Source organism: Usitatibacter palustris (assembly GCF_013003985.1).
GTDB lineage: Bacteria > Pseudomonadota > Gammaproteobacteria > Burkholderiales > Usitatibacteraceae > Usitatibacter > Usitatibacter palustris.
In genome coordinates, this window is record NZ_CP053073.1 from 1,073,461 (window position 1) to 1,086,674 (window position 13,214).

Genomic DNA, 13,214 nt, shown 5'->3' on the forward strand with positions numbered 1-13,214 from the left:
GAACGCCCGCCTCGCGCGGGCGTTTCTACTATCGGCTAACATGCCCGCCTCACCGCGATGGAGGCCCGCAATGCGACCGTATCTCGCCGCCGCGATTTCGTTGTTCGCCCTGGGCTCCTTCGCTCAACCTGTCCCCGAGTACAAGAACCCGCCGGAGTCGATCCGCGCCGTCCTCGATGCGAAGCCGCTACCCGCGCGGTTCATCGACCCGGCCGGGAAGACGCTTGCGGTTGTCGAGGCGCGTCGCTACCCGAGCATCGAGGAACTGTCGCGCCCCTTCGCGGCGCTCGCGGGCAACCGCATCGATGTCGCCGCAAACGGGCCGCATCGCGTGGGGCACATCGATCGCATCACCTTTCGTGATCTCACGGATGCCGCGGCTACCGAGCGCGCCGTAGCGATCCCCCCCGAAGGCGACTTCTACGGGATTGCGCTCTCGCCCGACGGAAAGCGCTTCACGCTCCGTCGCCGCACGTCCACTTCCACCGAGCTCTGGCTGGGTGACGTAGCGAGCGCGCGCATGGCACAGGTGCCCGGCATCGCCCTCCAGAACGCCACGGGCGGCTCCCTCGACTGGATGGGTTCGGATGCGCTGCTCGCGCTCATCGTCCCTCGGAACCGCGCAAAGGTAGCCGATGCGGGCGCGCCGACCGGCCCCGTCGTGCAGGAGAGCTTTGGCCGGCGATCGCCCGAGCGCACCTTCCAGGACCTGCTGCGCAATCCGGCCGACGAAGCGCGCTTCGAGCATGTCGTGACCGCGGAGCTCGTGCGCATCAACCTCGCCAGCGGGGCAACGAAGGTGATCGGACCGGCCGCGATGTACGAGAGCGTCGTCGTGGGCGGCGACGGCAAGCACATCCTGGTGCAGAAGCTCGCGCGACCCTTCAGCTACGCCGTGACCCACCAGTCGTTCGGCCGCGAGGTATCGCTCATCGATTTGGACGGCGCGCTCATCCGGAATCTCCCCAACGTGGCGTTGCGCGTCAACGTTCCCGTCCAGGGTGTGGTCCAGGGACCGCGTTCCTATATTTCCTCGGCGACGGCCGATGGCAACGTCTACTGGCTCGAAGCGCTCGACGAGGGCGATCCGCGCAAGAGGGTTTCGCACCGCGACCGTTTGATGAAGCTCGCACCGCCCTACACGGGCGAGCCGGTCGAGGTCCTGCGCGTGCCGCAGCGCGCCACGGGTCTCTTCCCGTTGGACGACGGCCGCCTGCTGGTGCAGGAACTCGACCGCGATCGCGTCTGGGTGAAGGTCTTCCTCGTCGACCCCGCCAAGCCGGGCGCGGAGCTCAACACGCTGTTCGATCTCAACGCACGCGACCGCTACAACAACCCCGGAGCGCCGGTCACGCAGGTGCTGCCCAATGGCCGCAGCGCCGCCAGGGTGAGCGAAGGCCAGGTCTTCTTCGTCGGCACGGGTGCGACACCCACCGGCGACCGCCCCTTCCTCGATCGCTGGAACCTCGAGGACAAGAGCAAGAAGCGGCTCTTCCACTCGACCGAGACGCACTACGAGTCGGTGGTGAGGTTGCTGGATGCGCGCGGCGAGCGCTTCGTGACTTCGCGCGAAAGCAATTCCGAGCCGCCGAACCTTTTCTTGCATGACGGAACGGCAGCCCCGAAGCCGCTCACTGCCTTTGCCGATCCGACGCCGCAGGTCCGGGCCATCAAGCGCGAGCTGGTGAAATTCAAGCGCAAGGACGGAGTGGACCTGTCTTTCTGGTTGTACAAGCCAGGCGACCTGAAGCCCGGCGAGAAGCGGCCCGCTTTCCTGTGGGCGTACCCGCTCGAGTACACGGATCCGGCCCTGGCCGGACAGGTGTCCGGCTCGGTCAACCGCTTCGAGCAGATTGCCGGCACGAGCCCGCTGTTCCTGGTGCTCGACGGGTTCGTGGTGCTCAATGACGCGACGATGCCCGTCGTGGGTGATCCGGAGAAGGTGAACGACACTTTCATCGAGCAGATCACGATGAACGCGGAGGCTGCGGTCGCCAAGGCCGCGGAGCTGGGCTTCGTGGATCCGGCGCGCGTGGCCGTGGGTGGCCACAGCTACGGCGCCTTCATGACCGCAAACCTGCTTGCCCACACCGACATCTTCAAGGCAGGGATCGCGCGCAGCGGCGCCTACAACCGGACGCTCACGCCTTTCGGCTTCCAGGCCGAGCGGCGCAACCTGTGGGAGGCGCAGTCGGCATACCTCAAGCTGTCACCGTACCTGGTCGCCGACAAGCTGAAGGAGCCGCTGCTCCTCATCCACGGGCAGGCGGACAACAACTCCGGGACATTTCCCGAGCAGAGCGATCGCCTCTTCGCCGCGCTGGCAGGTACCGGCGGGAACGTGCGCTACGTGCAACTGCCGGCGGAATCGCATGGCTACGCGGCGCGCGAATCCGTCGGACATACGCTCTGGGAAATGAGCACTTGGCTCAGGAAGCACCTCGGAGACCCGCGAGCGCCTTAGGTGGCAGCGCGCCTGTAGAATTCGCGCATGGCGCGCATCCTGGTTATCGACGACAACGAAGACATCCGCATGGTCGTCGCGGACGTGCTTGAAGCCGCCGGGCACGAGGTCGCGCAAGCCGCCGATGGCGCGTCGGGCATCCAGCTCCAGCGCACCCGGCCCGCGGCCGTCGTCGTGACCGACATCGTGATGCCCGAGAAGGAAGGCATCGAGACGATCCGCGACCTGCGCGCCGAATTTCCCGATCTCAAGATCATCGCGATGTCGGGCGCGCTCAAGAGCTCGACGCACCTCTACATGGCCAGGGAGCTGGGTGCCCACAAGGTGCTCCACAAGCCCTTCGGTCCGGGCATCCTCGTCGAGTACGTGAACGCCCTGCTCAGGGCGCCTGCGGGGTGAGTCGCGGCACGCGCGCCTTGTGGCTCGGACTGGCCCTCATCGTGCTGGCGAGCCTGGGCCACCTGTGGCTCGAGATCGATCGCGGCACGCGGGTCGCCCCCCAGCTGCGCGCCGGGCCGGAAGTCATCGCGCACACCTTCGAGGTCATCACGACGGCGCAGGCCTTGCGCCGCTCGCTGCAGGATGCCGAGCGCGGCCAGCGTGGCTATCTCCTCTCGCGGGATCCGTCGTACCTCGAGCCGTTTCGCAAGGCCGAGGGCGAAGTCCCGGTGCTCTTCGCGAAGCTGAAGGAGCTCACGCTCGACAACCCCGAGCAGCAGCGCCGCTGGCCCATCCTCGCGCAACAGATCGACATCAAGATGTCGGAGCTGCACGAGTCGCTCGCGGCCAACGATCGCGGCAACCCGGCCGAAGCGCTGAAGATCATGAAGACGCACGTCGGGCGCGAGGCGATGGACAGCGTCAACACGATCCTCCAGGCCGCGCTGCAGGCTGAGAGGGCGCTGGCTTCCGAGCGCCTCGCAAGGGCGGCCGAGTTCGAACGGGAGGGCTCGCGCGCCGCGGTCCTGGGCGGCATCCTCACGTTCGGCGTGCTCATGGCCGGCGTGGGGGTTCTCCTGTTCGCGATCCGCAGCTTGCGGGCCGCCGAGTCCGCGCGCCAAAGGGTCGACGAACGGTTCCGTTTGCTGGTGCAGGGCGTATCCGACTACGCGGTCTACATGCTCGACCCGGAGGGCGTGGTCGTCGAGTGGAATCCCGGCGCGGAGCGCATCAAGGGATATCGCGCGGAGGAGATCATCGGCCAGCACTTCTCGCGCTTCTACACGGACGAGCAACGAGCGGCGGGCGATCCGCAGCGCGCGCTCGAGCGCGCCGTGGCCGAAGGGCGCTTCGAGGAAGATGCCGAGCGCGTGCGCAAGGACGGTACCCGCTTCCTCGCGAGCATCGTGATCAACCCGCTGCGCGACCGCAATGGACGGCTCCTCGGCTTCGCCAAGATCACGCGCGACATCGACGAGCGCGTGCGCCGCGACCAAGCGCTCGCCCAGTACCAGAAGATGGATGCGATCGGGCAGCTCACCGGTGGCATTGCCCACGACTTCAACAACCTGCTGCACGTGATCCGCAACGCCCTCGAGTTGCTCGAGAAGCGCCTCGGACAGGTCCCGCCCGAAGCGCGCCAGTACTTCGACATGCTCAAGCGCAACGCCGAGCGCGCGACAAGCCTCACCCATCGCCTGCTCGCGTTCTCGCGCAGGCAGGTGCTCGATCCCAAGCCGATCAACCCGAACACGCTCATCGTGGACGTCACCACCTTGCTGCAGCAGGCCCTGGGCGAAAGCGTGGAGGTGGAGACGGTCCTGGGCGCGGGCGTCTGGTGGATCATGGCCGACGCCAACCAGCTCGAGACCGCGATCCTCAACCTCGCGCTCAACGCGCGCGACGCGATGTCCGGTGGCGGAAAGCTCACGGTCGAGATCTCGAATGCGTACCTCGATGAGACCTATGCCGGGGCGCATACCGAGGTCAAGGCGGGCCAGTACGTGATGGTCGCGGTGAGCGACACCGGCACGGGCATGACGCCGGAGGTCGCCGCCAAGGCATTCGAGCCTTTCTTCACCACGAAGGAAGTCGGTCGCGGGACCGGCCTGGGACTCTCGCAGGTGTACGGCTTCGTGAAGCAGTCGGGTGGCCACGCGAAGATCTATTCGGAACCGGGTGAAGGGACGACCGTGAAGCTCTACCTGCCGCGACTCACCGGCAGCGGCGTCCCGCAAGCCGAGACGCGCGCACCTTCAGTGGTTCACGGCAAGGGACAGGGGACCATCCTCCTGGTCGAGGACGACGAGGACGTGCGTGAATTCACGACGGCAGTGCTCCGCGAGATGGGATACGACATCCTGTCGGCCGGAGAAGCGGTGACGGCGCTGCGGCTTCTCGACGAGCACCCCCGCGTCGACCTGCTGTTCACCGACATCGGGCTTCCCGGGGGCGTCAACGGCCGGCAGCTCGCGGATGCGGCGCTCGACCGGCGCCCCGGCCTGCGCGTCCTTTTCATGACCGGGTACACCCGCAACGCCGTCATCCACCACGGCCGGCTCGATCCGGGCGTGGACCTCCTCGTGAAACCCTTCACGCAGACGAGCCTCGCCGACAAGGTGAAGCGGATGCTCGAAAGTGTCGATCCGGCCTGATCCCGTTCGACTAGGCAGGGTAGCCCCCCTACGAACAAGGAGACGGACATGGCAAGCAAGAAACCGAAGGTCGATCCCATTCCCGAAGGCATGCATACGGTGACCCCGCACCTGGTGTGCGCGGGCGCGGCCGATGCGATCGAGTTCTACAAGAAGGCGTTCGGCGCGAAGGAAGAAGCGCGCATCCCCGCACCCGACGGCAAGCTGATGCACGCGATGGTTCGCATCGGCGACTCGAGCGTGATGCTGGTCGACGAGAATCCGGCGTGGAACATCATCGGACCCAAAGGGCTCAAGAGCTCGCCGGTCACGATCCATCTGTACGTGAAGGACGTCGATGCGGTGGTGGCGCAGGCGGTGAAAGCCGGCGCGACGGTCTCGATGCCCGTGGCCGACCAGTTCTGGGGCGACCGCTATGGCGTGATCCGCGATCCGTTCGGCCACTCCTGGTCGGTGGCCACGCACGTGCGCGACATGAGCCCGGCCGAAATGAAAGCCGCGATGAAGGCGATGGCTCCCGGGTAAACTCCCGCGATGCTCTACGTCGCGATCTTCAGCGTTCCCTTCTTCGCCGGCCTCCTGCCGGCGATGTTCTTTGGGGCGCGCAATGTTGCGATCATCGGGGGCATCACGCTCGGTGCGGTCATCCTCGGCGCGATGGCTTCGGGCAACGCGGGCGATTCCGGTTCGATCCTGCTCATCGCGCTGGTCGGGATTCCGCTCGTGGCCCTCGCCTTCGGCCTCGGCGTGGCGATCGGCAACGCCATCCGCATCAAGACCCAGGGCCAGCCTGCGAAGCGCCTGCAGGCTGTTGGCGCAAGCGTGCTCGTGCTCGCGGCGGGTGTCGGGCCCATCGCCTACGCCGCGTGGCAAAACGCGAGCGACAGCCGGCAGGACAAGGAAGCGGCCATGGCCTTCGTCGCGCAACAGGCCAACGTCACGGCGCTGATCGGCCCGGTGACCGCGCAGGTGGTGACCTCCAGCCAGGAGAACGCCCTGGCGGCCCCGCCGACCAAGGGCTACACGCTGCTCGTCACCGGGGAGCGCGGCGAGGCCCTCGTGACGGTGACCTTCCAGGGGGAAAAACCGGCCCGCCGGATCACGCTGGACAAGGTCGCGGCGCAGCGCCGCTAGGCCGGCCCGGCATTGGGTTTCGGGCGAAAAAGCTATATAATTCCGGCTCTTTTGCGCCCGTAGCTCAGTTGGATAGAGTACCTGGCTACGAACCAGGGGGTCGTGGGTTCGAATCCTGCCGGGCGCGCCAGAATCAGGAAAAGGGGCCAGTCGAGAGACTGGCCCCTTTTCATTTTCGGGTGCGGTTCAGTCCTGCTCCCAGGATGGGATGAACCACTCGCTCAGGGCGCGCGCGGCGGCCGCACGCGTATAGAAGAAGCCCCGGCGCTCGAATCCCGCCACGAGCGAAGGCTTCGCTTCGATGACGCGCCCGTTCGCGTCGCGAGTGATCACGACTTCGTCGGGCAGGCCGTCGAGGATGTGGAAGGGCGCGAGCGTGCCGTTGGCAAGCCGCGACGGATAGATCGTCATGGTCGACTTGTCGAGGAACGCAGGCCGGAAGCCCAGGCCGCTATTGCGCTCGCTGGTCCCGCCCGTTCCCGCGTGGGCGTCGCTTCCGAGTTTCAGCCGCTGTTCGTTCACGAGCGCCTCCGGTGATGGCCTGTCCTGATGCAACCATCGTCGCAGGGGGCGGCAGCGGGGGCTGTGAGGAAGTTGGCATTTCACGCGCGCGCGGCGCTACGAACGCAACCGGATCACCAACAGTTGCAATAATTACGCGTACGCACGGAGTCGCGAACGGGCGCGAGCGACCGATGTCCATCACCTGAGGTCCCAAAGAGTGAAGGAGTCCCGCATGAAAGCATCCTGGATCCCCGCAGTGCTCGTCGCGGGAATCGCCGCAGGTTCGGCGCTCGCGCAGTTACCTGAAGTCCAGCCGCAGCCCGCGCCCAAAGGCACCGTGGCGCAATCGATCGACGACGCGACCATCACCACCAAGGTGAAGGAAGCGATCGCTGCCGATCCCCTCCTGAAGGACGTGAAGGTCACGGTGGACACCAACAATGCGGTGGTGATCCTCAATGGCACCGCACCTGCCGCCGACGTGATCGCGCGCGCCGTGGCGGTCGCGAGGGCCGTCCCGGGCGTGAAGTCCGTGACCAACGTGATTGGCAAGCCTTCCTAGGACGAGCCAATGAAAAAGCCCCGCGGGTTCTCCGCGGGGCTTTGAAAAACTGCCGGGGCCTAGAGACCCTTCGCGCCGCAGTCCTTCAGCAGGTAGTCCTCGATGATCTTCAACTGGTCGCCCATGATCTTGCGCGTCCATGCCGGGCCGTGGGCATAGTCGGCGATCTCGTGATAGACCACCGGCTGCTTCGAGCTCTTGGCCTTCGAGACGAACCAATCCGATTGCTCGAGAGGCACCGTCTGGTCGCGGTCTCCGTGGTACACCATGATCGGAATCTCGATCGCGTTCGCCTTGTCGATCGGGTTCAACCCGTTGACCGTCGCCGACTGCCGCTCGCGGAAGAACGGGTTGGTGTAGAACTGCGCCCAGATCCGCTTGTGGTCGGAGACACCCGCACCCGCGATCGCGCACTTGTAGAGCCCGTTGGGGCGCACCGATGCGGCCATGGCGGAGTAACCACCGTACGAGAACCCGAACATCGCAATGCGGCCCTTCTGCGCGATGCCCTGGTCGACCAGCCACTTCGCGCCGTCGTCCTTGTCATCCTGCATCTTCTGGCCCCACTCCGCGTCGCCCGCCTTCCAGAGCTTGCGGCCCCAGCCATTGGAGCCGCGGAACTGCGGCTGCAGCACGGCCATGCATCGTGAGGTCATGAGCGGAACCCACATCGAGCCGTCGAATTCCATCCCGTCGCGCGCCCAGGGGCCACCGTGCGGATGCACGACCGCGGGCCACGGCGCAGGTCCGCACAGGTCCGTGCTGGGCGTGGTGACGAACGCGGGAATATCCAGGCCGTCACGGGCCTTGTAGTAGACCAGGCGGGCCTTGCCCAGCGATGCCGTATCGACTTCGGGATACGCCTTCGCGAGCATCGTGAGCTTGCCGTTGCGCAGCAGGTAGTACTCCGGCGGGCGCGCGGCGCCATCGACGGCGAAGACCACGTTGGCGAGGTCGGCCGTGGACGAGAGGATCCGGTAGCTTGCGTCGAGGTCGTACTCCATCTCGGCGCTCTGTCCGTTCTCGGTGTCGGTCACCTTGAGCGGCCGCCGCTTGAGCCCCAGCGCGTCGCGAATTCCCTTGTCGCGCGCCTGGGCCTTGGGGGAGGTCCATTGCACGTCGTAGAGATCGCTGCGCGGGCCGTCGTACGTGACCCCGAGGATCTCGCCGAACGGGACGTCGCCCGAGTTCTTGCTGCGGTTGATGAGTACGCCCGACGCGTCGAAGAAGCGGTGCTGGAACAGGATTTCCTTGCGCTTGCGCGCGGCGACGTCGTATTCGTAGATGACGGCCTTGTCGAGGCCGACGTTGCTGACCACGAACGCGATGTTGGGATCCTTGGCGAAGCCGGCGATCCGGACCTCGTCGCGCTCCTTCACGTACGAGCGGAAGTGCTCGACCCAGTTGCCGCTCGGCTCCTTGATCTCCGCGACGACATACGCACCCGTCGTGTCGACGTCGGCCCGCTCGCGCGCGCGGATATTTCCGTCGAGGTCCGTCACGTAACCGGCGATCTTCTCGTCGGCGCGGTGGACGCGTTCGGCGCGATTGTTGCGGACGTTCACCTTGAAGACGTCGCCCGCGCTGCCGCGAACGTCGTTCACCACGAGGATGTGGTCCGGGTCATCGACCAGCCGGTCGAGCACGGTCGGGTTCGAGAGCGCGATCAGCTTTTCCTCGATGCGGCTCATCCCGCGATCCTGGGGGATGGGCTCGTTCCAGTTCTTGCCCCCGAGGTCGGTGATGAAGAGCTTGTTGACGAACGTCTTCGTGAGCTTGTCGAGGCGCGCGTCGTAGGGCTGCCACATGGAGACCGCGAGCAGATCGTTCTTGATGAACTGCACGCCGGTGATCTTCATCCGCTGCGAGCCGATCGTCACGGGCGGCTTGTCGAGGGCATCGGTGCCCCAGACCAGGATGACGCGTTCCTCGCCACGGCTCTCGAGCCCGGCGATGTGCTTGCCGTCGGGCGAGATCGTGAAGCCCGACATCTTGGGGAACGCCGCAAGTTGCTGGATCGTCGGCGGCGTAGGTTTGGCTTGGACAGCCACCGCGGCCATCGCAAGGACGAAGGCGAGGGCGGACATCCGGAGACGGGACATTGTCCACATGGTCGATTCACCTCCTAGAAAGAAAAAGCGCCACGTCACCGGTCGGCGACGTGGCGCGATGCTGCGGACTTAGAACGTGAACTGAGCGTTCACGAACCAGGTACGGCCGACATAGTCGAAGCCGCTGTAGAGCGGAGCATTGCCAACGCGGTTGGCGAAGCCCTGCGAGATGGGCGGAGGCGTCTCGTCTTCGAGGTTCCGCACGCCAACGATGATCGACCACTTGTCAGCCTTGTACTCGGCCGACAGGTTGTGGCGATAGTAGCTGGGCGTTGCCATCTGGTACGTGCTGGTCGCCGGATCTTCCTCGAAGAACTCGTAGCTCGACATCTTGTCGATCCACTCCAGGCCGTAACGAACGCGCCAGGCCTTCCACGTGTAGCTGAAGTCGAACACACCGGTCTTCTCCGGCGCGCCGTGGGCGATGGAGCCGTTGAAGCTGACGAGCGGATCATCCGGGAACAGCTTGTTGGCCTGCTCCTTGTACTTCGTGAACACGCCGTTCAGGCGGAACGTGCCCGGTCCGATGTTCTGGACGTAGCGCACGGTGAGGTCGTAGCCCTTCACGACGTCCGTCGAAACGTTCACGTAGCTGTTGTTCACGCTGAGCTGGCGGTTGGTGCCCGCCGGAGAGCGCGTCACCAGGCGGCAGTACTGCGAGGCGAAGTTCTGCTGGGCGTAGCAGAGGCTCAGGATGTTGCCCGTGCCAATGCGGTCCACGCCGTTGTCGACCTTGATGTCGTAGTAGTCGACCGCGAACGACGCATCGCCCCAACCCGTCGGCATCTCGGGCTGGAAGATCACGCCGTAGGTCTTGTTCTTCGACGTTTCGGCCTTCAAGCCCGCTTCTGCGCCGCCGATCGTGATGCTGGTGATGCTGCTCGTGGCGAGGAAGTTGGTCGGCAGGCCTTCGCTCGCGCAGTTGCGGGCGCGTGCGGAGGTCTGGTCCAGGGCTCCGTAGTTGTTGCAGGGGTCACCCGTGGACGCCAGGAAGCCCGTCGTTGCGCCGACGAACTGCTCGAACAGCGCCGGAGCGCGATACGACGTGCCCTGCGCCGCACGGAACGACAGCGACTTGATCGGGGAGTACAGCGCTCCGATCTTGTACGTGGTGTCGCTGCCGTAGGACTTGTAGTCCGTGTAGCGGCCGGAGATGTTGGCCGTGAGTTCCTCGGCACCCGGGACGCCGCGGAGGAACGGAATTTCCGCTTCGCCGTAGAGTTCCCAGACGTTGTCCTTGCCGCGGGTAGGCGTGGCGGAGGTGAGGTTGTACAGGTTGCCGGTCTGCGAATCGAGCGACGGCGTGTCGTTGATTTCCGACTTGCGATACTCGATACCGATGGCGCCACGGATATCACCGTGCGGCATGGAGAACAGCGTGCCGTTGGTGTTGAGGGTGGTCGCGTACTCCTTGTACTTCGTGTAGCCCGTGTCGTTCACGAACGTGTAGTCGATCCAGTCCTGCGGGAGCTGGCCGCCTACGACCGCGGGCGTGAGCACCGGTGCGGCCACGCAGCCGCCGCTCGTGTCGCGGCAGGTGATCGTCCCGTTCGCGTTCTGGACGACGTCCAGGCTGCGGGCGAGGCGGTCGGTCAGCCACGATTGGCGCATGTAGCTTGCGTCGGAGTACGAGTAGTTGAAGACACCGTCGTACTTCCAGTCGGAGAAGGGCAGGTTGCCTTTCAGGCCGCCGGTGAACTTGGTGTAGTCGACCTGCTGCTCGCCCTTGTCGTTGCCGAAGCCGATGAAGCCGCGGATCTGCAGCGGTTGCCCGTTGGTGAGGGCAGTCGGCGCGGCCTGGAGGTTCGGGGCGTTGCGCAGCGCGAGCGGGATCAGCGGGCTGCCGCGAGCGTAGTCGAGCGACAGCTGGCGATAGCCCGTCTGCTCGGATTCGCGACGGCTGAGGAGCGCCTCGAAATACAATTCCGCGTTGCCGAGGACGCCCGTGTCGTATCCACCCTGGAAGAACCCGGTGCTCACCGTGGCCGGTGACACCAGCGATCGATTGCCCATCCGCGGCTCGTACGTGTCGCGCGCGTTGAGGTTGTTGGTGCCGCCGCCCACACCTTCGTAGCCGGGAAGGCCCGTGGTGATGGAGGCGTTCGGACGCCAACGGTTGAACGTGGTGCCCACGGTGCCAGCGCCGCCGACGCCGACGATGTTGCCGGTGCCGATCGTGTTGATCGTGACGCCCTGGTTGCCGGTGCCCGTGATGCCATAGCACTTGGGCTTGCCGGTGCGCGGGTCGATGTAGTCAGCGCTGCCCCACTCGCCGACGACGCCGTTGACGGAAGTGCGACGGTAGTCCGTTTCGCAGTTCAGCCAGTCGCGGTCCTTCTGGGCGAGCTCCTTGCGGTCGTAGACCTCGAGCGAGCCGCTGAAGTAACCCTTGTCGGCCGTGTAGCCAAACGTGCCCGACGCGCGGAATTCTTCGCCGCCGCCGTCTTCAGGCTTGTTGTATTGCGCTTCGATCGTCACGCCCTTGATGTTCTTGCGCGTGATGACGTTCACGACACCAGCGACAGCGTCCGAGCCGTAAATCGACGAGGCACCGTCCTTCAGCACTTCGATGCGGTCGACAACGGCGGTCGGGAACACGTTGAGGTCGGCGGAACCCACCGAGCCGCGCGTACCGGCCGGCGCGATGCGACGGCCGTTGAGCAGGACCAGGGTGCGCGTGGCACCGAGGCCGCGCAGGCCGACGGTGTTGGCACCCGGGCCGCCGTCGGTGACGAAGCCGCCGAACGTGTTGTTGATCTGGCCGCCGCCCGCCGTGACGCCCGTGCCCTGGAGGGCTGCGGTCGTCGAGTTGAAGCCCGACATGAGCGTCTCGTCGCGCGTGATCACGAGGACCGGCGAGGTCGAGTTGAAGGTGTCGCGCTGGATGCGCGAACCGGTGACCGTCACCTTGTCCACCACCGAGGATTCGAGCGAAACGCGGGAATCCACGCCGGCAGCGACCGCGACGTCGCGGGTTTGACCATCTGCGGAAACCTTGTAGTTGCCCGGAGGCACCTTGGCAAACGAGAACGTTCCGTCCGAACGGGCCGTAGCCGTGGACGTGGCGCCCGAGGGCGTCGTCAGCGTGACGGTTGAACCAGCTTTGGCGGAACCCAGGATGTTTCCATCCACGGACTGAGCATGCACGGCGCCCGCGATGCACATGCCAATGGCGACAGAAATCGCTGTGCGGCGGAATGCCGCAGCGGCATTTCGATTCTTCATTGAAAGTACCCTTTCGTATTGTGAAACCGGATGCCGGACACCGGCTCGCCGTCGCTTTCGATCGGGCCCCAGAATGCAACCAATCCCGTCGAAATCGAGCGCCGTCCCCCAAATGCCCGACTGCGCGTCGAGTTTAGCTACAAATAGGGGTGCGGTGAAACATCTTTGCAACAACTAAGGGTATGTGTTGCGTCGTGGCAACGGAGGGGGTTGCCAAGGGCTGCGGAATGCTCTAGCCGCCCGCGACGGGGCGGCGGAGGGGAAATCTAGCTCGCTGCGGGCGTCCACTGCACGACCGCGCGGGCTGCGGCAGTGCGTGTGAAAAAGTAGCCGCCGCGCTCAAATCCTGCGATCAGCGTCGATTTGGTGGAAACGACACGTCCGGAAAGGGTCCGGTCGATCACGACTTCGTCGGGCAGGCCATCGAGGACGTGGAACGGAGCGGGGCGGCCATCGGCGAAGCGCGAGACGTAGACGGCCATCGTGGCGCAGTCGAGGAAGGCGGGACGGAAGCGGAGTTCGCGGTTTTCCTGGCTGCGGCCGCCCGTGCCGGTGAAGGTTTCGTTTTCCTGCCGGAGTCTTTGCTCGTCCATGGCGCACCTCCCAAAGGGTTTTGCCCG

At 65.7% G+C, this 13,214-nt stretch carries 10 protein-coding genes and 1 tRNA gene; 7 read left to right on the forward strand and 4 right to left on the reverse strand.

From position 1 onward, the window contains the following. The first annotated feature begins 70 nt into the window (after window positions 1–70). The 6 genes from DSM104440_RS05620 to DSM104440_RS05645 all read left to right on the forward strand — a co-directional run bounded on the left by DSM104440_RS05620 (window position 71) and on the right by DSM104440_RS05645 (window position 6,322). A complete protein-coding gene (locus DSM104440_RS05620; RefSeq protein WP_171161073.1) occupies window positions 71–2,464 on the forward strand; it encodes an alpha/beta hydrolase family protein in 2,394 nt (797 codons plus the stop codon). Window positions 2,465–2,491: 27 nt separating this feature from the next. After that, window positions 2,492–2,863, forward strand: a complete 372-nt coding sequence (locus DSM104440_RS05625) for a response regulator transcription factor (RefSeq protein WP_171161074.1) — start codon at window positions 2,492–2,494, stop codon at window positions 2,861–2,863. After that, window positions 2,860–5,058, forward strand: coding sequence for a CHASE3 domain-containing protein (locus DSM104440_RS05630; RefSeq protein WP_171161075.1), 2,199 nt, complete (start codon window positions 2,860–2,862; stop codon window positions 5,056–5,058). The genes DSM104440_RS05625 and DSM104440_RS05630 overlap by 4 nt, the downstream gene beginning before the upstream one ends. 48 nt (window positions 5,059–5,106) lie before the next feature. Continuing rightward, entirely contained in the window at window positions 5,107–5,583 is a 477-nt protein-coding gene (locus DSM104440_RS05635) for a VOC family protein (RefSeq protein WP_171161076.1), read from the forward strand. A gap of 9 nt (window positions 5,584–5,592) precedes the next feature. Next, on the forward strand, window positions 5,593–6,192 hold the full coding sequence (locus DSM104440_RS05640) for a hypothetical protein (protein ID WP_171161077.1): 600 nt from the start codon (window positions 5,593–5,595) through the stop codon (window positions 6,190–6,192). Window positions 6,193–6,245: 53 nt separating this feature from the next. Further along, window positions 6,246–6,322: transfer RNA gene (locus tag DSM104440_RS05645), tRNA-Arg, on the forward strand. Between the two features lie 56 nt (window positions 6,323–6,378). On the opposite strand, the gene DSM104440_RS05650 is transcribed toward DSM104440_RS05645, so the two are convergent. After that, the gene (locus tag DSM104440_RS05650; protein ID WP_171161078.1) at window positions 6,379–6,714 is read right to left on the reverse strand and encodes a hypothetical protein; all 336 of its coding nucleotides are present in this window, start codon (window positions 6,712–6,714) and stop codon (window positions 6,379–6,381) included. A 214-nt stretch (window positions 6,715–6,928) separates the two neighbouring features. Between DSM104440_RS05650 and DSM104440_RS05655 the strand changes: the two genes are divergently transcribed. Next, window positions 6,929–7,258 carry a BON domain-containing protein gene (locus tag DSM104440_RS05655; protein WP_171161079.1) on the forward strand — a complete coding sequence of 110 codons (330 nt, stop codon included), beginning with the start codon at window positions 6,929–6,931 and terminating at the stop codon, window positions 7,256–7,258. Between the two features lie 59 nt (window positions 7,259–7,317). On the opposite strand, the gene DSM104440_RS05660 is transcribed toward DSM104440_RS05655, so the two are convergent. The 3 genes from DSM104440_RS05660 to DSM104440_RS05670 all read right to left on the reverse strand — a co-directional run bounded on the left by DSM104440_RS05660 (window position 7,318) and on the right by DSM104440_RS05670 (window position 13,187). After that, window positions 7,318–9,345 carry an alpha/beta hydrolase family protein gene (locus DSM104440_RS05660; protein ID WP_212758222.1) on the reverse strand — a complete coding sequence of 676 codons (2,028 nt, stop codon included), beginning with the start codon at window positions 9,343–9,345 and terminating at the stop codon, window positions 7,318–7,320. 93 nt (window positions 9,346–9,438) lie between these two features. Continuing rightward, on the reverse strand, window positions 9,439–12,594 hold the full coding sequence (locus tag DSM104440_RS05665; protein WP_212758223.1) for a TonB-dependent receptor: 3,156 nt from the start codon (window positions 12,592–12,594) through the stop codon (window positions 9,439–9,441). 266 nt (window positions 12,595–12,860) lie between these two features. Further along, complete coding sequence (locus DSM104440_RS05670; RefSeq protein ID WP_171161080.1) at window positions 12,861–13,187, reverse strand: hypothetical protein; 327 nt, start codon at window positions 13,185–13,187, stop codon at window positions 12,861–12,863. Window positions 13,188–13,214 lie beyond the last annotated feature (27 nt).